This window comes from Paenarthrobacter ilicis, assembly GCF_016907545.1.
Taxonomy (GTDB): domain Bacteria; phylum Actinomycetota; class Actinomycetes; order Actinomycetales; family Micrococcaceae; genus Arthrobacter; species Arthrobacter ilicis.
The window spans coordinates 610841-629702 of record NZ_JAFBCD010000001.1 but is presented as its reverse complement, the minus strand read 5'-3'; the positions used below and the strand labels follow the sequence as shown (position 1 = coordinate 629702).

General features: G+C 64.5%; 14 protein-coding genes, 1 tRNA gene and 1 other RNA gene. 8 read left to right on the top strand and 8 right to left on the bottom strand.

Translation table 11 applies throughout. The features are described from left to right. Window positions 1-64: 64 nt before the first annotated feature. On the bottom strand, window positions 65-1066 hold the full coding sequence (locus tag JOE60_RS02985; RefSeq protein ID WP_167265706.1) for a LacI family DNA-binding transcriptional regulator: 1002 nt from the start codon (window positions 1064-1066) through the stop codon (window positions 65-67). Between the two features lie 129 nt (window positions 1067-1195). Here JOE60_RS02985 and JOE60_RS02980 point away from each other — a divergent pair, with 129 nt between their 5' ends. Next, on the top strand, window positions 1196-1900 hold the full coding sequence (locus tag JOE60_RS02980; protein WP_167265120.1) for a TetR/AcrR family transcriptional regulator: 705 nt from the start codon (window positions 1196-1198) through the stop codon (window positions 1898-1900). Window positions 1901-1930: 30 nt separating this feature from the next. Here the strand turns inward: JOE60_RS02980 and JOE60_RS02975 are convergent, their stop codons facing one another. Together JOE60_RS02975 and JOE60_RS02970 are read right to left on the bottom strand one after the other, a co-directional pair. Continuing rightward, a complete protein-coding gene (locus JOE60_RS02975; protein WP_167265121.1) occupies window positions 1931-2578 on the bottom strand; it encodes a LytR C-terminal domain-containing protein in 648 nt (215 codons plus the stop codon). 58 nt (window positions 2579-2636) lie between these two features. Continuing rightward, the gene (locus tag JOE60_RS02970; RefSeq protein WP_018778077.1) at window positions 2637-2936 is read right to left on the bottom strand and encodes a type II toxin-antitoxin system VapB family antitoxin; all 300 of its coding nucleotides are present in this window, start codon (window positions 2934-2936) and stop codon (window positions 2637-2639) included. 136 nt (window positions 2937-3072) lie between these two features. Here JOE60_RS02970 and JOE60_RS02965 point away from each other — a divergent pair, with 136 nt between their 5' ends. Beyond that, window positions 3073-3993 carry a Cof-type HAD-IIB family hydrolase gene (locus JOE60_RS02965; RefSeq protein ID WP_167265123.1) on the top strand — a complete coding sequence of 307 codons (921 nt, stop codon included), beginning with the start codon at window positions 3073-3075 and terminating at the stop codon, window positions 3991-3993. Between the two features lie 30 nt (window positions 3994-4023). Beyond that, a complete protein-coding gene (locus JOE60_RS02960; protein ID WP_204814975.1) occupies window positions 4024-5613 on the top strand; it encodes a stealth family protein in 1590 nt (529 codons plus the stop codon). A gap of 3 nt (window positions 5614-5616) precedes the next feature. Here JOE60_RS02960 and JOE60_RS02955 read toward each other — a convergent pair whose 3' ends face one another. The 3 genes from JOE60_RS02955 to JOE60_RS02945 form a co-directional block, all read right to left on the bottom strand. After that, entirely contained in the window at window positions 5617-6582 is a 966-nt protein-coding gene (locus tag JOE60_RS02955) for a phosphodiesterase (protein ID WP_167265125.1), read from the bottom strand. A gap of 138 nt (window positions 6583-6720) precedes the next feature. After that, window positions 6721-7203, bottom strand: coding sequence for a glutathione peroxidase (locus tag JOE60_RS02950; RefSeq protein WP_167265126.1), 483 nt, complete (start codon window positions 7201-7203; stop codon window positions 6721-6723). A 48-nt stretch (window positions 7204-7251) separates the two neighbouring features. Beyond that, window positions 7252-8739, bottom strand: a complete 1488-nt coding sequence (locus JOE60_RS02945) for a peptidoglycan DD-metalloendopeptidase family protein (RefSeq protein WP_167265127.1) — start codon at window positions 8737-8739, stop codon at window positions 7252-7254. Between the two features lie 160 nt (window positions 8740-8899). On the opposite strand from JOE60_RS02945, the gene JOE60_RS02940 reads away from it, so the two are divergent. Then, a complete protein-coding gene (locus tag JOE60_RS02940) occupies window positions 8900-9820 on the top strand; it encodes an oxygenase MpaB family protein (RefSeq protein WP_167265128.1) in 921 nt (306 codons plus the stop codon). Window positions 9821-9880: 60 nt separating this feature from the next. Here the strand turns inward: JOE60_RS02940 and JOE60_RS02935 are convergent, their stop codons facing one another. Beyond that, window positions 9881-13342: a bifunctional proline dehydrogenase/L-glutamate gamma-semialdehyde dehydrogenase gene (locus JOE60_RS02935; RefSeq protein WP_167265129.1), complete on the bottom strand. Its 3462-nt coding sequence runs from the start codon at window positions 13340-13342 to the stop codon at window positions 9881-9883. A gap of 123 nt (window positions 13343-13465) precedes the next feature. On the opposite strand from JOE60_RS02935, the gene JOE60_RS02930 reads away from it, so the two are divergent. Further along, window positions 13466-14395 carry a LysR substrate-binding domain-containing protein gene (locus JOE60_RS02930; protein WP_167265130.1) on the top strand — a complete coding sequence of 310 codons (930 nt, stop codon included), beginning with the start codon at window positions 13466-13468 and terminating at the stop codon, window positions 14393-14395. Between the two features lie 64 nt (window positions 14396-14459). On the opposite strand, the gene JOE60_RS02925 is transcribed toward JOE60_RS02930, so the two are convergent. Continuing rightward, window positions 14460-14544: transfer RNA gene (locus JOE60_RS02925), tRNA-Ser, on the bottom strand. A 436-nt stretch (window positions 14545-14980) separates the two neighbouring features. On the opposite strand from JOE60_RS02925, the gene ffs reads away from it, so the two are divergent. From ffs to recR, 3 genes are all read left to right on the top strand, one after another. Beyond that, window positions 14981-15077: signal recognition particle sRNA small type (ffs, locus tag JOE60_RS02920), an RNA gene on the top strand. Window positions 15078-15110: 33 nt separating this feature from the next. Continuing rightward, the gene (locus tag JOE60_RS02915; protein ID WP_167265131.1) at window positions 15111-18221 is read left to right on the top strand and encodes a DNA polymerase III subunit gamma and tau; all 3111 of its coding nucleotides are present in this window, start codon (window positions 15111-15113) and stop codon (window positions 18219-18221) included. Window positions 18222-18254: 33 nt separating this feature from the next. Next, the gene (gene recR / locus JOE60_RS02910) at window positions 18255-18854 is read left to right on the top strand and encodes a recombination mediator RecR (protein ID WP_159705643.1); all 600 of its coding nucleotides are present in this window, start codon (window positions 18255-18257) and stop codon (window positions 18852-18854) included. The last annotated feature ends 8 nt before the right edge of the window (window positions 18855-18862 follow it).

The following is an 18862-nucleotide window of genomic DNA, read 5'->3' as shown; positions in this document are numbered from 1 at the left end:
AGAGAAAATTGTTAGCGCACACAATTTGATGGACAACTCTCGGTCCACCCTTTGACGTGGCGATTCAGGGCTGGGTGCTGTCCCGTTCAACAATGCTGAAATCGACGCTCACTACCCGCTGCGCGGAGCCCCTGTCCCCCATGCGCTCGGTCAGAAGGCGCAGCGCTTCGCTGGCGATGGTGCGCTTGTCGAAAGAGACCGTGGTCAGCGAAGGAACGGCGTAGCGGCCATCGGCTATGTCATCAAAGCCCGCTACCGCAATGTCCTCCGGAACCCGCAGGCCCCGCTTCCAGAGCACGCTGAGCGCACCAATCGCCATGGAGTCCGTGAAGCAGAACAATGCTTCGGGAACGGGATTCGCTTCCAAATAAGCGCCCAGGGCTTTCGCGGCGGTTTCCGGTGTCCACTTTTCGCACGGGATCAACAGCGATTCATCGCGCGGAATTCCGAGGCTGTCCAAAGCCGCTTCATACCCTTGGGTACGCTGAATGGCCGCCGCAGATCCCCGCCCCTGGGTGGTGCCCAGCACGGCGATGCGCCGCCGTCCGGAGCTGGCCAGTGCCAGCGTCATGTCCCGCGCAGCAGCGAAGCTGTCCACAAACACCCGGTCCGCCAGCTGCTGCGAGACCTCGCCCAGCAGGACCACGGGAGGCAGCGCCACGCCAACCTTCACGGCACTCTCGTCCAGCACCACGGGGTTGAGGATCAAACCATCAATGAGGTTGGACCGCGCCCGCGTCATGAGTTCCTGCTCGCGCTGCGGATCCGAGCCCGTTTCCTCGATCTGGATAATCCAGCCTTGCTCGTGGGCTACTTCCACAATGTGATGGGCCATCTCTGCCGAGTACGGAGTGCCCAGGTCCGGCAACGCCAGGGCGATGACCCCGGACCGCCCATTGCGCAGGCCCCGGGCCGAAAGGTTGGGAACATAGTCCAGCTCCGCCATGGCCTGCTCAACCCTGAGCCGCGTGGGAGCAGCCACCGGCACAACGCCATTCATCACGTTGGAAACTGTTTTGGGTGAAACTCCGGCACGGAGCGCCACGTCCTTGACCGTTGCGCGCACCATCCACCCCTTACTTGTTGCCTGTTTTCACGATGCTACGCGAATTTTCCCCCACCCCGTGCCGCGCAGCGGCGACCCGAATGCCCCCTCTCCAGCCGACTTGCTGACAGATCACGGTAAAGTGTCTATATGCCCAGGATCACGGCCCCCACCAACGCTGCCCAACGCGCCGAGACCCAACGCCGGATTCTCACCGCCTTTGGGGAGCTCCTCTTTACCCACGGCCTTCCCGGGCTCACCATGACGGACGTGGCCCGGCACGCCGGCGTGGGCCGGACCGCCGTCTACAACTACTACGCGGACATGGAGCAGCTCCTGATTGCGTATGCCTTGGATGAGACCGAGCGCTTCATCGTCGACCTCCGGGATTCGCTGGCCGTCCTGGCGAACCCCGTGGACCGGCTGGCCCTTTACGTCCGCGCCCAAGTGGAGGACCTCAGCCGCCGCCACCTGCCTCCGGGACCCGCCATGGCAGCCGTCCTCTCCCCCGGCTCGTTCGCCAAGCTCGCAGACCATGTGGGGGACCTGAATGTCCTCCTCCAGGACATCCTCCAGGACGGCGTGCGGCAGGGCTATCTCCCGGACCTGGACGTTGCCCAGCTGGCGCGGCTTATCCACGGAACGCTCTCGGCCAGCGCCGCACGGCGCAACCGCACGCCCGACGGCGGTGGTTCCACGCCGTCGCCAGCCTCCGACGTCGGGCTTCCGGACGCGCAAGAGGCCCACACAGCCCAGACGGTCAGGTTTATCCAGCTCGGTGCCGGTGCGCGCCTGGACGACGCCGGGAGGCCGCTCCGGCTGGACGCGCCGGCCCACGAAGCCCTTGCCGGCTAAGAAAACCAACCCGGCCTGAAACCAAACGGCCTACTGCCCCGCCGGCAAGGTGGGCACCACGGGCCACTTGGAGTTGTCCGCAATCCGCTGGTCTTCGCGCGGGCACAGGAGCTTTCCGGGGGTCTGATCCACCAGTTGGGGCTCCACCAAGCCTTCGTACCCGGGGGTGAGGATCACGTCCACGGACCCATCCTCGCGGTTGTCCTGGAAGTAATCGGTGCCGGCGAGGTTGCGCTGGATGTTGAAGGCCGCCGCTTGTCCCTTGGCCCCGGACACCACAGCCCCCACGCCCGAATAGGCCGTTTGGCTATTGGCCACGGAGGCCACCTTGAAGCCGCGGGCGGTGAACTCGGCAGCTACGGTTCCCGCCAGTCCACTCCGGGAGGTCGCATTGAAGACGTTCAGGTTGACCGTCTCATTGGGAAGGTAGTCAAACGTTGCCGTGGGGCACAGGCTGGTGGGGGCCTTGCTGGCAATGGCCGTGGGCACCTTGATGACGCCGTTCATGACAGCCCAGGCACCCACTGCTCCGGCCGCAATCACACCCACCAGCAGCACCAACACAATGCCGTGGAGGAGGCGCCGCCTGAATCGGCTGCGCTCCACCGCCTCATCCTCGGCAAAGGTTGCCCTGAGCTCCGGACCCGTGACCACGTGATGGCCATGAAGCTGCGTCACATCCTTGGGACGCTTACGTTTTTTTGGCGCTGCCGTGTCCTGCTCCGGACCGGCCTGCCTAGCCATCAATCACCAATACGCGTGCATGGATGGCGGTCCGCTGGTGAAGCGCCGTACGGACGGCCCGGTGGAGTCCGTCTTCGAGGTACATGACTCCCTGGTACTGGACCACGTGGGGGAAGAGATCGCCAAAGAAGGTCGAATCCTCGGCCAGCAAAGCTTCCAGGTCCAAGGTCCGCTTGGTGGTCACCAGGTCATCCAGGCGGACCGGCCGTGGCGGCAGGGCAGCCCAGTCGCGCGGCGCAGAATATCCATGGTCCGGGTACGGGCGTCCCTCGCCCACAGCTTTGAAGATCACCATGCAAGCCTATGGAAGTTGTGGCCCTAACGGAACTTGTGACCGGCAGCACAGCCAGGTTGTGGCCAAAAGGTGACTAACCTACCCCGGGCGTCACAGCTGTGGAGCACGGCCTCCGGACTGACAGAATAGGGGCATGACTCAACCGCTCCAAGGTACTGACCGGAATGCCGCCCAGGCCACGCCTCGATTGGCGTTGCTCCTGGACGTTGACGGCCCCATCGCCAGCCCTGTGACGCGCAACGTCAAGCCGGAAATCATCGCTGACCTGGTGGCCTTGGCCTCGGCCGGGATTCCCGTTGTTTTCAACACGGGCCGCTCGGATGCCTTCATCAGCGAGCAGGTCATGGAACCCATGATCGCCGCCGGCATGCCTGAACACACCGTGATCCATGCAATCTGCGAGAAAGGCGCAGTGTGGTTCAGCTACACATCGGAGGGCCCCGGCCCCATCCACGTGGACAGCGAACTCGCCGTACCAAAGGCCTACGGTGACGATATCCGCAGGCTGGTGGCCGAGGATTACGCCGCCCACATGTTTTTTGACGAAACCAAGCGGGCCATGGTTTCCGTGGAGCAGCACGTTGAAGTCTCCAGCGCGGATTACCTGGCCGAGCAGAAGCTCTTTGACGCCGATGCTTTGGACATCATGGGCAAGCACGGCCTCAGTGCTGCGATCCTGGACCACCACTCGCCCGAGTCGGACGATTCCGTGGATTACCGGCTGGACCCCACCATTATTTCCACGGACATCGAATCTGTGCGCTTGGGCAAGGACCTCGGAGCCAGCCGTGCCGTAGAGCTGCTGGCCGCACAGTCCATCGCCCCGCAGGCCTGGCGCACAGTGGGTGATTCCAGAACCGACTACGCCATGGCAGACTGGCTTCACCACAACGGACACGACGTCAAACACGTGGACGTCCGGCCCGCAGACGGCGTACCGGTGAAGCCTTACACCATCCTGACGGCCGCTGACCTGGAACTGGCGGACGATGTCATCCATGACGACGCCGGCGGCGCCTTCCTCCGCAGCTGGCGCGCAGCACTTTCCATCTAGCTCCACCCCGAACGATTCCGGAGAACAGCCATCACACAAGCACAGGTCGACCCGATTTACCACGGCAGCCCGTCAGAAGAAGAAGACACCATCGCCGAGGCGGTTTCGCCTGCCGTTGTTGCACACCTGAAACACCGGCCGGACGTCGTCCGTCACCGCGGGCGGTACGCGCTGGTTAACCGCAACCTCACCCCGCAACAGGCCATGGTGTCCGATCTCCTTGCGGTCCGGGAAGCCCTGGAAAAAGCCGGGGTGGATTTCATCCTGGTCCGTGGAAACGACGAGCGGCCTGTCATTGCGGTTGATTGGGAGGCACGCAGGGAAGTCCGCGAAGCCCTCGTGGCTGCTTTCCAGAACGAGCCGTTCTATTCCATGACCGTGGACGCCAAGAAGAAGACTTCCATGCTGGTGGCCGACGGCGACCTCTCCGCCAACCGGAAAGCCCGCATCTTCCGCTTGTACCGCCCCCGCGTGGAAACAGGCGGCGGCCTTTGGTACGGCCCTGCCCTGGGCGTTCAGCTTGAGCTCTGGAGGTTCGAAGGGGACCAGCTGGAGCTGCCCGTGGAGAACTCCCTGACCCGCCGCACCATGCTCCGCCAGGATGCGGTGCGCGGCACGGTGCAGCGCCACGGACTCTCCTGGCCCACCATTGAGAACATGTTTGCCGATCACGCGAGCGACATCGACTTCGACGTGGACATTGTTTTCTCCTGGGTGGACGGCAGCGATCCCGAGTACATCGCCCGGCGGCGCGCGCAGCAGGCCGATGCCGTGCTGGGCGAAGGCGACGACCATGAGGCCCGCTTCCGCCAGATCAACGAACTGAAATACGCGTTGCGCTCAGTTCACATGTTCGCGCCCTGGATCCGCAGGATCTTCATCGCCACCGACTCCCCTGCCCCGGAATGGCTTGCGGACCACCCTGCAGTGACCATCATGCGCAGCGAGGATTTCTTCGCCGATCCCACGGTCCTCCCCACCCACAACTCCCAGGCCGTGGAGAGCCAGCTGCACCACATCGACGGCTTGTCGGAGCACTTCCTGTACTCCAATGACGACATGTTCTTTGGCCGTCCCGTGGGACCGGACATGTTCTTCACCCCGGGCGGAATCACCAAGTTCATCGAAGCGGACACCCGCATTGGACTCGGTGAAAACGATGCCGAGCGGAGTGGTTTTGAGAATGCTGCGCGGGTGAACCGGAAGCTCCTGTGGGAGCGCTTCGGCCGCATCACCACCCGTCACCTGGAGCACACCGCAGCCCCGCTCCGCCGCAGCGTGGTGGCCCGTATGGAGAAGGAATTCCCGGCCGAGTTCGCCAAGACAGCAGCCAGCCGTTTCCGGGCCGCGGACAACATCTCCGTGACCAACTCGTTCTACCACTATTACGCCCTGCTCACCGGGCGTGCTGTCACCCAGACCAGTGCCAAGGTCAGGTATGTGGACACCACCATGTGGGCAGGACTGCACTACCTGCCCAAGTTGCTGGCGAAGCGCCACATGGATTTCTTCTGCCTCAATGACGGCAGCTTCCCTGAGGTGGACGGCCAGGAACGCGCGGAGCTGGTCACCGATTTCCTGGAGAAGTACTTCCCCGTCAAGGCACCCTGGGAGAAGTAATCATCAAGGCACCCTGGGAGAAATAAGGGGCATGGAGGACGTGTGCGTTCCAGGCGACGTATGCGCCCCCACCCTGGACTCGTGGGGGATCCGGATGCCGGCTTCGGTAAGCCTCCGCTGAACTTCTTCCGCGTCCACCGGTTCACCCACCGTGACTCCCCCGGACATGGGGACCACGGAGTGCACAATCGTATGCTCGTAGACGTGGATCATGTTGTACGACTGCGCGCCGTCACGGCCACGTTGACCGCCGGATTCGACGCCGAGATCCTGGGTGTAGCAGGTGGCTGACGCCACCGAGACCGGGATGCCGGCGAAGCCCGCCGTCGTGGAGTAATGAAGATGTCCGCCCAAGATGGTGCGGACGTCCGTATTGCGTACGACGGCGGCCAGTGCGGCTTGTCCGCGCAACTCCACCAGGACTGCCAGGTCCTGCACGCATGGGACGGGCGGGTGGTGCAGTGCCAGGATGGTGCCGTCCGGCGCGGGCGTGGCAAGTTCTCCGGCAAGCCATTCAAGCTGTGAGGTGGAAAGCTCGCCATAGTGGTGGCCGGGAACGGTGGTGTCCAGGGTAATGATCCGCAGCCCATTCACAAAGTAGCTGCGATCCACCGGGTCCTGGGGTTTGCTGGACTCCGCTGCGTCACTGAACGCTGCCCTGAAATTAGCCCGGTCATCGTGGTTGCCCATGGCCCAGATGGCCTTGGTCCCGAGAGCCTCGCAGACGGGTTCGATCATTTCGCGGAGCCGCTCGTAGGCGTGCAGCTCGCCCTTGTCGGCAAGGTCGCCCGTAAAAATGATGGCTTCCGGCCTGATCCGGGACGCGATGATCTGGTCGCAGATCTCCTGGAGCCTGGTTGCGCTGTCCACGGAGCCATGAAGCGTGCCGGGACCACCTACCAAGTGAAGATCACTCAGGTGCAAAAGCACATGACCTGGTTTGGGGTATTCGGCCTCGATGAGCTCCATAGCTTGCCTTAGCGTTTGTGGGAGGCGGCGCCTCCCGTGTCAATCCAGTAGGGCCAATCCAACCAGACATCAAGCCAACAACGGGCTAATTTCCGGCGGAATGTTGGAAAATAACTTTCCTCCCTTCAGGATCTGCGGTCAGGACAATGCTTCCTCTACAGCCTTCACCAGGTCTTCGGAGTCAGGCTTCACTGTGGATGGGAACCTTGCCACCATTTTTCCGTCACGGTTGATGACGAACTTTTCGAAGTTCCATTTCACCTTCCGTGCACGGCCTTCGCCCTGTTTGGTCAATTCCGCGAACAGCGGATGCTGGTCCTTGCCCCGGACCTTTGCCTTGGTTGTCAGTGGGAAGGAAACGCCAAAGTTGCGCTGGCAGAACTCTGCAATTTCCTGGTCCTCGCCCGGTTCCTGGCCACCGAACTGGTTGCAGGGCACCCCCAGGACTTCGAAGCCCTGCGCCCGGTACTTGCCGTAAAGCTCTTCCAGGCCCGCGTATTGCTTGGTGAAGCCGCATTTGGAGGCCACGTTGACCACCAGCACGGCTTTACCTTCGAAGTGACCGAAGTCGGCCTCGGAACCGTCATTGAACGTGAGGGGAATGCTGTAAAGGCTGGACATGGGATTCGCTTCCTGACGTCTGCTGGCGGGCTTTCCGCAACGAGCTTACTAGGAAGGCTTGGGCGTCGGGAGAATCAGCGAGGACAGCGGAACAACAACACCATCCGGCCGCCGCACCTGATCCAGGCCCACCAACACGTAACCCTGCGGCAAGATCACCGACGGCAGTGCCGAGGGCACAATGGCCGAAGGCAGTGGGGCCGAGGGTACTGGCGCCGGAGTGGTGGGAACCACGGGTGCCACCTTCGGGGCAACGGTCACGGCAGGCGGAACAGTCACGGCAGGCGCAACGGTGGCAGCCGGTGGGATGGTTGTGACGGGGGCCGCTGTCGTCGCCGGGGCAGGTGCTGCAACTGACGGAGCAGCAGTCGTGCTGGGCGACGGCGTGGGCGTCGCGGTGGTGCTCGGGGAAGGCGTCGCGGTCGCAGAAGGTGACGGAGTCGCCGTCGTACTCGGAGAAGGCGTGGCCGTCGCAGAAGGTGACGGAGTCGCCGTCGTACTCGGAGAAGGCGTGGCCGTCCCAGAAGGCGACGGAGCCGTCGTATTCGGCGTGGGCGCGGTGGTCTGTCCCGGCGGCTGTGATGATGCGGGCGGCGCGGTGGCCGGCGGAGTCACTGGGCGGGCCACCGGTTCTTCATGGTCGCCGCCAATCACGGCGCGGTTGGTGCCGTCGGCTACGGGAACCGCCCAGACGGGTGCGGCTGTGGTGGCAGCTCCGGCACCTGGCTGGTAGTTCACCATGGTGATGTTCTGCAGGGGATCCACCTGGCGCATGGGCAGGTAGGTCCATCCATTGGGGTTGGTGTGCAGGCCGTTCACGATCGTCTCGAAGTGCAGGTGGCAACCAGTGGACCAGCCGGTGGTTCCAACCTCGGCGATCACTTCGCCCACGCGGACCGATTGGCCGGTGGTGACCCCGATTGCCTGGAGGTGGTTGTACGTGGTGACCAGTCCGTTGCCGTGCTCGATCTCCACCCTGTTGCCGCCACCCCACACGTGCCAGCCCACGGCCCGGACAATCCCGGCGTCGGCCGCATACACTCGGGTCCCGCAGGCTGCGGCGTAGTCCTGGCCCCAGTGGAATTCGCCGGCCAGCCCTGTGAGGGGGCTGTAGCGGTAGCCGTAGGGAGAGCTGGGGTTGAGGACCTCAAGCGGCGCGTAGAGGGCACCTGCGGGCGGCCGGGACATGCCCGCCGCGGCCACGGTCAGGCCGGTGGACCCATCCTTGCTGACTGTCCGGACCATGGCACGGTCGAAATAGACCATGGGAATTCCGGCTTGCTGCTCCGGCGGCTCCGGCGCGGGATCGATCACCAGCGTTTCAGCTTCCGGCGGCAACAAGGTGCCAAGTGCATTGGGGCCCACAAAACCCTGGGCCAGGGAGCCGCCAACATTGCCGGCCGGGGTTCCGTTGAGGGGTTGGAAGCCGAAGGCGAGGAATGCCAGCATCGCCAAGCTTCCCGCTATCAGGACGCGGTGGAAACCCACTGCGCGGATCAGCTTTACTGCCCGGTCTGAATCATGATGCTTGCCCACAAACACTCCCCAAAAGCCAGCGTCACCAAACCCCAGCCTGGCGTGCAAGCACCATTGTTGCGGGTATCACACCAGAAAGAAAGGCTTGGCAGCGCCCCGACGGCTCAAGGTTTGCTCAGTTTTCGGGCTGCCCTGTACAGCTCAGCCAAAGCACTGTCGAATGGAGTGTATGAGGAACTACCTCACCGAGTACCGGCATGAACTTCAGCGCACATTCACGGGGACGTCAGGGACGCCACCCGAGTGGGTGTCGCGCCTGGCCGAAGGGGACGACGCCGGCTACCACCTTCCCGATTCGGCCGTCTGGGCCGTCCATGGCCACTTGGCCGCGATCGTCGCGGGAATCAGGGTGTTGCTGATGCAGGCACTGCATCCCGGCGCGCTGGCCGGCGTGTACGAGCACTCCGATTTCCAGAAGGATCCCCTGGGGCGCCTGGCCAACACCATCCGGTGGATCTTCACAGTGACCTACGGGTCAAAGGACGCTGCGGAATCCGCAACAGCCATGGTCCGGAAAATGCACCAGCGCGTGCACGGAACCTACGTTGACGGGAACGGGCAGGAGCAGCAGTACTCAGCCAACGATCCCGAACTCCTGCGCTGGGTGCACGTGACCTACGCGGACTCCTTCATCACCGCCAACCGGATCTGGGGCAAGCCACTCCCTGGTGGCAATGACGCGTACGTCCGCGAGTGGGCCGGGGCGGGACGGCTCATGGGAGTGGAGAACCCTCCGGTCACCGAAGCGCAGGTCCGCGAAGAATTGGAGGAGTGGCGGGTGTCCGGAGTGCTGCGGGCGGACGAACGTTTGGCCGAGACCGTTTCCTTCATCCGCAACCCTCCCCTGAGCCCACTGCTCCGGCCGGGCTACCGCATTCTCTTCGCGGCCGCCGTCGCAAGCCTGGAACCCCAGTACCGGGAGATGTTGGGGATGAAGCGGGCGGCCCTGGGTCCTGTCCCCATGCCGGTAGTCACGGGAACCAGGGCCGTGCTGGCCATGGTCCGCTTTGCTCTGGGCCGCCAAGGTCCCAGCGAGCAGGCGGCCCGGCAGCGGCTTCAGAGGCTGGGCTTCGCGTCCTGAAAACCCAAAGGCCGGGCAGGTCGGAGATCATCCGTCCTGCCCGGCCTTGTGTCTCCTGCGCTAGATCAGGTGGTCAGACAAGTGGTTCGGCGTGCCGAAGCGGTGGGCGGTGATGGACACGGCCTGCTCGCGGAGGAACGGCAGCATCTCGATCCGGCCGGCCTGGGTCACAGCACCGTGGTATACCGCCACGTCCGGACGGCCACCCATGGCTGCGCTCAGCGCGGCAAAGTCGCCACCGATCAGGCGGATCCGGCCGGCGTCGAACTTCGCTGCGCGGGCCAGCCACGCGGCGTCGTCCTCGATCCGGACGCTGACGCCCAGGTTCGCAAAGACGGTCACCACAGCGTCGGGAAGTACGACGGCGGAGCTCACTGTCAGCTTCGAACCGGCCACTGCACCGGCTGCTGCAACACGCAGCAACCCAGCGAGCCGCTCGCCTTCGGAGAGGCGGATGGTCACAGGCAGGGAGCGGTAGCGGAAGACGTTGCGCTCTGCGGACAGGGCGGAGACGTCCTTGGTGGTGCCAAACTCGGAGTCCCAAGCAGCCGCATCGCTGAAGAGCGAGTTCTGGAGGGTCTGGAGTTCCTCTGCCGTTACATCAGCGGATTTAGCGGCCGTCAGGATCTGCGAAGCCGCGCCCTGGAGGGTGGTGCCGCGCTTGGCCTTGGCTTCACTGGGGACCCAAGAGCCGAGCCCGATCAGGTAGTTCGGCCCACCGGCCTTGGTTCCGGCACCGACGGCCGACTTCTTCCAGCCGCCGAACGGCTGGCGCTGGACGATCGCACCGGTGATGCCGCGGTTGACGTACAGGTTTCCGGCCTGGATGGTGTCCAGCCAGACGCCCATTTCAGCGGAATCCAAGGAGTGCAGGCCCGCGGTGAGGCCGTACTCGATTTCGTTCTGGATGGCGATGGCTTCTTCCAGGGTTTCGGCCGTCATGACACCCAGGACCGGGCCAAAGAACTCGGTCAGGTGGAAGTAGGATCCACGCTTCACGCCGGACTTGATGCCCGGGGACCACAGACGCCCGGAGTCATCGAGCTGTTCGGGCTTGACGGCCCATGTTTCGCCGTCGCCCAAGGTGGTGAGGGCGTTCAGGAGCTTGCCGTTGGCGGGCTCGATGATCGGCCCCATCTGGGTGGTGGCGTTGTCCGGGTAACCCACCGTCAGGGATCGCGCGGCATCGATCAGCTGGTTGTGGAAGCGTGCACTCTTGGCCACCGAACCCACCAGGATCACCAAGGAGGCAGCAGAGCACTTCTGGCCCGCGTGTCCGAAGGCCGAGTACACCACGTCCTTCGCGGCGAGGTCCAGGTCGGCACTGGGGGTGACGATGATGGCGTTCTTGCCGGAGGTCTCCGCGAGCAGCGGCAGGTCCTGGCGGAAGGAGCGGAACAGTTCAGCGGTTTCATATCCACCGGTGAGTATGACGCGGTCGACGCCGGGGTGCGAGACCAACTGGGTGCCAAGATCCCGCTCTTCGAGCTGGACCAGTGCCAGCACTTCGCGCGGCACACCGGCTTCCCACAGCGCGTCCACCATGACGGAACCGGAGCGGCGGGCCTGCTTTGCGGGCTTGATCACGACGGCGGACCCTGAGGCGAGCGCTGCCAGCGTGGACCCCGCGGGAATGGCTACCGGGAAGTTCCACGGGGGTGTCACCACGGTGAGGTTGGCTGGGACGAACGTGGCGCCGTCGACCGTTTCCAGGTCCTTGGCACGCTCGGCGTAGTAGTGCGCGAAGTCAATCGCTTCGCTGACCTCGGGATCGCCCTGATCGAGGGTCTTGCCGGTTTCGGAAGCCATGACTTCCAGGAGCTCGGCGCGGCGGGCTTCCAGGACTTCGCCGGCGCGGTGCAGGATGGCGGCGCGCTCAGCGGCCGGACGGGCGCCCCAGGCCTTTCCAGCATCCACTGCGGAGGTGATGATGCGCTCAAGTTCGGCGGCATCCGAGACCTTGGTGGAGTCCACGATCTTGTTGCCGACGGTGGAACCGGGGATGCGGCTGAGGATGTCGCGGCCCCACGCACGGTTGGCCGGAAGGGCAGGGTCGGTGTCCGGGGTGTTGCGGAAGCCTTCCAACGGAGCGGGCTCGGCGGGGAGGCGGCGGTCCTGCTTGCGGTTGGGGCCCGGGACCTCGGCCGTCATTCCGGCCAAGGAGTCCAGGAAACGCTGCTGTTCGCGCTTGAACAAGGCTTCATTTTCGCTGAGTTCGAAGACCGCGCTCATGAAGTTTTCCTGGCTGGCGCCCTCTTCCAGGCGACGGATCAAGTAGGCGATTGCGACGTCGAACTCGCCCGGGTGAACCACCGGAGTGTAAAGCAGGAGGCTGCCGACGTCCTTGCGGACCGCGGTGGCCTGGCCGGTTGCCATGCCCAGGAGCATTTCGAATTCAATACCCTCCGTCACACCGCGCTGCTTGGCCAAGAGCCAGGCAAAGGCAACGTCAAACAGGTTGTGGCCGGCCACGCCGATGCGGACGGCGTCCACGTGGTCCGGGGTGAGGGCGTAGTTGATGACGTTCTTGTAGCTGGTGTCCGAGTCCTGCTTGGTGCCCCACGTGGCCAGGGGCCAATCGTGCAGGGACGCTTCCACCTGCTCCATGGGAAGGTTTGCGCCCTTGACCACGCGGACCTTGATGGGAGCACCGCCCTGTGCGCGGCGTTCGGTGGCCCATTCCTGCAGCTCCTGCATGGCGCCGAGGGCGTCCGGAAGGTAGGCCTGGAGGACGATGCCGGCCTCGAGGTTCTTGAACTCGGGCATGTCCAGGATGCGCTTGAACACCGCGATGGTCATGCTGAGGTCCTTGTATTCCTCCATGTCCAGGTTGATGAACTTGGGCTTGGGGAAGGACGCTGCGAGGCGGTACAGCGGGGTGAGCTTCTCCACCACGTGGTCCACGGCTTCATCAAAAGCCCATGGGGAGTGCGGGGCCACGGTGGAGGATTCCTTAATGGAAACGTAGTCCACGTCATCGCGGGCCAGGAGCTTCAAGGTGCCTTCCAACCGGCGCGCTGCTTCATGTTCGCCCAGGACGGCCTCGCCCAGGAGGTTCACGTTCAGGTGGACGCCGTTCTGGCGGATCTTCGCGATGGCCGGGCCCAACTTGGCGTCGGTGGCGTCAACAATCAGGTGGCCCACCATTTCGCGGAGCACACGGCGGGCAATGGGGATGACCACCTGGGGCAGGATGGGAGCCATGACGCCACCCACGCGGACGGCGCTGCGCATGTACCACGGAAGGAACTTGGGGACCTTCGGGGCGAGCTCGGCGAGTTTACGGCCGGCGACCGACAGGTCCTCGGGGCGGATGACGCCGTCGACGAATCCCACCGTGAAATCAAGACCGTTCGGGTCCTTCAGTACGCCGGCAAGGCGCTGGGCTGAGACATCAACGGGGATCTTGCTGGCCTCGGTCAGCCAGTGCCGGACCAAGGCCACGGCTTCGTGGGCCAAAGCATCGAACTGCCCGGAATCCTGGGTGCTCGGGGCGGTGGCATCCGGGATGGTGCTGGTCATGGGGGCTCCTTCTGGGACGGAGAAGTTTGTTTATTTCCCTCAGTATGGATCTACAATCACGTTAGGAAAAGCGATGTTTTCCGACGAATAATCATTAACCATCCCGATCCTTTGGAGGCTGCCGTGCTGGACGTCCGCAGGTTGCGTTTGCTGCACGAGTTGAAGATCCGCGGAACCTTGGCAGAGGTGGCGGATGCGATGCAGTACAGCCCCTCCTCGGTGTCACAGCAGCTGACGCTCCTGGAGAAGGAAGCCGGGGTGGAGCTGTTGCGGAAAGCGGGGCGCCGCGTCCAACTCACTCCGCAGGCGGAGATCCTGGTGGCCCATACGGCGGCACTCCTGGAGACGTTGGAGCGGGCGGAAACCGAGCTGGCGGCATCGCTTTCCGTAGTCACCGGGACCGTCCGCCTGGCCGTCTTTCAGTCCGCAGCCTTGGCGCTCCTGCCGGATTTCCTCAGCATCATGCGCCAGGAATACCCGGAGGTCCGGGTGGAGATGACCCAGCGCGAACCCGAAACCGCGCTCTACGAAACCTGGGCGCGTGACTTTGATCTGGTGGTGGCCGAGCAATACCCGGGCCACGCAGCGCCGCATCACAGTGGACTGGACCGTGTGATTCTCACCAGCGACGCCATCCGGCTGGCGACTCCCCCCGTGGGTCTCGGCGGCGAATCCGTCTCCTCGCTGGCCCACACTGCTTCCATGCCCTGGGTCATGGAACCCCGGGGTGCAGCCTCGCGGCACTGGGCGGAGCAGGCCTGCAGGTCTGCCGGGTTTGAACCGGACGTGCGGTACGAAACGGCCGACCTTCAGGCGCAGATCCGCCTCATCGAGTCCGGTAACGCCGTGGCGCTCATGCCGGATCTTGTGTGGACCGGGCGGACCCGCACGGTCCAGCTCCTGGACCTGCCGGGCTTGCCGAAACGGACGGTGTTCACCTCCACCCGCACCGCCGGCCGCATCCACCCGGCGACGGCGGCCTGCCGGGAAGTCCTGGAGCGCGTGGCCGCTGCGCAGCAGCTGAACGCCGAGCAGCAGGCGGACGCCGACTAGCCCGGTTCGCACCGACGGAGCCCGGATACGCAAAAGGCCCCGGTCCGAAGACCGGGGCCAACCGCGGAGAATGGGGGATTTGAACCCCCGAGGGCGTTAACCCAACACGCGTTCCAGGCGTGCGCCATAGGCCGCTAGGCGAATTCTCCTTGCTTCCTGTTCGGAAGCAGATACTACTGTACCTGAGAATTTCAGCATCGTGTAATCGGCCGAATTTGGCCCCGCGGGACACACCGGGCACCCCCGTATTTAACGGAAAAATGGACGCCCCCAACGCGCCCATTCTTTCGGTATTACCGTTGAGCTGCCGGGTCCGACCCCTCGCTCCCAGGCCCCGCAGCTCACAATCTTGAGATTGCCCCAATCGGTGTACATAACCATGGTCCGTCGGGGTCATCCGATTTGCAATGGTTGAGACCGGTTTGTAGCCGAATTTAGTGACGGGTTGTCCCCATGAAAGGTCTACCAGCTACGGAGAAGCGCCACCTTGGGGTTAAAACCGACATTCACCCAGCCGTCGTCGAGCCTTATCCACACCCTCCGGAAACCGATTCGAACCGCGCCCCGAGTTCGGGTAAGCTTGTCGACGGCCCCTCATGTGGCGTCATCCTGTTGAACTCCCCCAGGACCGGAAGGTAGCAAGGGTAGATGGGCTCTGGCGGGTGCATGAGGGGTCACTTATTTAAATGTCAGTCTCTATAGGTAGGTTTCTCTTGTGACTGTTACAACTGCCCTGTACCGCAGGTACCGCCCGGACTCTTTCGCGGACGTTATCGGGCAGGAACACGTCACGGAACCGCTGATGACGGCGCTCCGCAAGAACCGCGTGAACCACGCCTACCTCTTCTCCGGCCCCCGCGGCTGCGGCAAAACCACGTCGGCCCGCATCCTGGCACGCTGCCTGAACTGCGCCGAGGGTCCCACGGACACCCCCTGCGGAAAATGCCCCAGCTGCATTGAACTTGCCCGCGGAGGCTCCGGCTCGCTGGACGTCATCGAGATTGACGCCGCCAGCCACGGCGGTGTGGACGATGCCCGGGATCTCCGCGAGCGCGCCACCTTCGCCCCTGTCCGGGACCGCTACAAAATCTTCATCATTGACGAGGCCCACATGGTCACGTCGGCCGGCTTCAACGCTTTGCTGAAGATCGTGGAAGAGCCGCCGGAACACATCAAGTTCATCTTCGCCACCACGGAGCCGGACAAGGTGATCGGCACCATCCGCTCCCGCACGCACCACTACCCCTTCCGGTTGGTGCCGCCCGAGCCGCTGATGCAATACCTTGAGCTCCTCTGCCAGCAGGAAAACGTCCCTGTTGCTCCCGGCGTTCTGTCGCTTGTTATCCGCGCAGGCGGCGGTTCCGTGCGCGACACCTTGTCCGTACTGGACCAACTCATGGCCGGCGCAGGTTCCAACGGCCTGGATTACGAGCTCGCCGTGGCGCTTCTCGGCTACACGCACGCGTCACTGCTGGATGACATTGTGGACGCCGTTGCCGCGTCCGACGCCGCCGTGGTCTTCAAAGCCGTGGACCGCGTCATCCAAACCGGCCACGATCCCCGGCGCTTCGTTGAGGACCTGCTGGAGCGTTTCCGTGACCTGATCATTGTCCAGGCCATGCCGGAGAGCGCCCAGGCCATTCTCCGCGGTATGCCGGCAGACCAGATCGCCCGCATGCGCAACCAAGCAACCAACCTTGGCGCCGCCGAGCTCTCCCGCGCTGCGGACGTCACCAACACCGCTCTCACGGAAATGACCGGCGCCACGTCGCCGCGCCTCCACCTTGAGCTGCTGTGCGCACGCATCCTCCTGCCCAGTGCGGAACAGACCGAGCGCGGCATCGCGGCACGGATCGACCGCGTGGAACGTCGCCTGAACTACGCGGCCGACGGCGGAACCCCGGCTGTTGCTGCAGCCGCACCAGCCGAGGACCGCCCGGCAGCCAGTGCGGCTCCATCACCAACTGCCGTTACCCGTGAGCCCATGACACCGCCCCGGGTATCCACCAACGATTGGCCCGTCGAGGACCGCCCGGCAGCTGGCCGCCCCCAACAGGCCGCACCGTCGGATGCTGCCCCGCGCCAACAGCAGCAGGCCCCGACACAGCAGGCACCGACGCAGCAGGCACCAACGCAGCAAGCACCGGAGCAGCACGCCCCAGCTCAACAGGCTCCGCCCGTTCAGCAATCCCCCGCTCAACAAGCCCCGCCCGTTCAACACCCCCCGGCCCAGCAGGCACCGCGAGTACAGCAACCCGCCGCCCAGACCGCACAAGAAGCAGCGCCGCAGCCTGCGGTCAACGCTGCGCCGCACACCGCAGCGCCGGGCGCCGGTGGCGACGTTGAGGCGCTGCGCCGCGCATGGCCGGACGTCCTTCAGGCCTTGACCAAGATCAAGCGCAGCACATGGGCGCTGGTTGAACCGAATGCCCAGGTGGCACACTTCGACGGCCAGGTCCTGACGTTGGCGTTCACCACGGGCGGTCTTGCCGGCGCATTTGGCCGTGCCGACCACTCCGAGAACCTTCGGCGGGCAATCCACAAGACGTTGGGCATCGACTGCCAGATCATTGCGGTGGCTGGCGGCAACAGCTCAGCGAGCTCTGAGCCAAACCCAAAAGCACCTACTAGCCGGGAAACTCCGGCTACCCCAGCAGCGACCACCACCCCTGCGGCCGCCGCCACCGCAGCAGTCACCACCACGGCACCAGCAGCAGGAGTCACCACCACGGCACCAGCAGCTGCGAGCGATCCGGCGCCGGTGTCTTCCGTTGATTCCGCATGGGGTCTTGCCCCGGCCGCAACTGCGACAGCCACCCCAGCAGCAAACCCCGCACCAGCCGCGCCCGCAGAAACAACTACTCCGGCAGTCGCACCCTCAACCCCGGAGCCGGTCCAAGCAACCCCGGAACCGGTCCAGGCAACCCCGGAGCCGCTCCGGGCAACCCCGGAGCCGGTCCAGGCCGAGGCGCCTGCAGCCGAAGCCGCCCAATCGTTTGCCCCGGCTGCTTCGAACTCGGGCGACTACTCGTACCCTGACGACGATTGGGGTCCACCACTGGACGAGGATGCTCCTCCGCTGGACGAGGAGCCTCCTGCCGACTGGGAACCGCCAGCGGGTTACGGCAGCGGCAATTCACAGCAGCCTGAACCAGCAGAGGCCCGGCCCTCAGCGGCAAAGGCACCCACTCCACCCCAGCCCAAGGCCGGCACGCAAACCGTCGATCCTTGGTCCAGGGCAGTCGAGCAAGCCCCTGGCACATGGGTGGTGGGCAGCGAATCCAACGTGGGCAAACCGGCAGAGCCCCAAGAGCCCGTCTCCACTGAATACAAGGACGCCCCGGATTACGAACCCGCGGCTGCCCAAGTACCCTCGGCAGTGCAAGTACCCGCGCCAGCGCACACGATTGACGCTGCCCACACGACTGACGCTGCCCACACGCCAGAGGCTATCCCTTCAGTACCTGCGCCGCGGGTGCCTTCCACCACCACAGCTCCCCCGGTGTGGCCATCCTTGGCTGCCCCGGCAGAGGAGCGGCAAGGTTCTGTCGCCACGCTGGAGGAGGGGCCGCCGTCGGGCAGCCCCAACGGGCGCCAGAGCCTGTACCAGCGGTTGACCAACAGCCCTGAAGCCCAGGCCGGCCGTGTCCAGGCGCCGGTCAGGACCCAGTCCGCGCCTGCAGCGGCAGCGGAGGATATTCCCAGCCCCGAGGATGAAACCATTGAGGAATCCAGGGTGTTCGGACGCGCCGCAGTGGAGCGTATTCTGGGCGGAAAGCTGATTGAAGAGCGCGCATTGGACGGCTCTCCCCTGCAACCCCGCTGATTGCAGCATTGATTTCTACCTAACGAGGACATTGTGTACGAAGGTGCAGTTCAAGAGCTGATTGACGAGCTCGGCCGGCTTCCCGGTGTGGGCCCAAAGTCAGCGCAGCGCCTGGCGTTCCACATCCTCGAGGCGGATCCCGAGGACATGAAGCGCTTGGTCACGGCGATCACCACGGTCAAGGAGCGGGTGAAATTCTGCTCGGTCTGCTTCAACGTCACTGAGCAGGAAACGTGCAATATCTGCCGTGACGCGCGCCGCGATCCGTCGGTCATTTGCGTGGTGGAGGAGTCCAAGGATGTCCTCGCCGTGGAGCGGACCCGGTCCTTCCGCGGCCGCTACCACGTGTTGGGCGGGGCCATCAATCCCATCGCGGGCATCGGGCCTGAGCAGTTGCGCATCCGTGAGCTCCTCACCCGCCTCAACGATGGCGCCATCCAGGAAATCATCATCGCCACCGATCCCAACCTCGAAGGCGAAGCAACCGCCACGTACCTTGCCCGCATGTTGAAGTCGATCGGCATCACCGTGACACGGCTGGCGTCCGGCCTGCCCGTAGGCGGGGACCTGGAGTACGCGGACGAGGTCACGCTCGGCCGGGCCTTCGAGGGCCGCCGCAACGCACTGCTGTAACCACGTCA

Coding starts and splice junctions, on each gene's coding strand:
- JOE60_RS02935 (WP_167265129.1), bottom strand. CDS start 13,342: ATGACCAGCACCATCCCGGATGCCACCGCCCCGAGCACCCAGGATTCC.
- JOE60_RS02965 (WP_167265123.1), top strand. CDS start 3,073: ATGACTCAACCGCTCCAAGGTACTGACCGGAATGCCGCCCAGGCCACG.
- JOE60_RS02980 (WP_167265120.1), top strand. CDS start 1,196: ATGCCCAGGATCACGGCCCCCACCAACGCTGCCCAACGCGCCGAGACC.
- JOE60_RS02950 (WP_167265126.1), bottom strand. CDS start 7,203: ATGTCCAGCCTTTACAGCATTCCCCTCACGTTCAATGACGGTTCCGAG.
- JOE60_RS02940 (WP_167265128.1), top strand. CDS start 8,900: ATGGAGTGTATGAGGAACTACCTCACCGAGTACCGGCATGAACTTCAG.
- JOE60_RS02955 (WP_167265125.1), bottom strand. CDS start 6,582: ATGGAGCTCATCGAGGCCGAATACCCCAAACCAGGTCATGTGCTTTTG.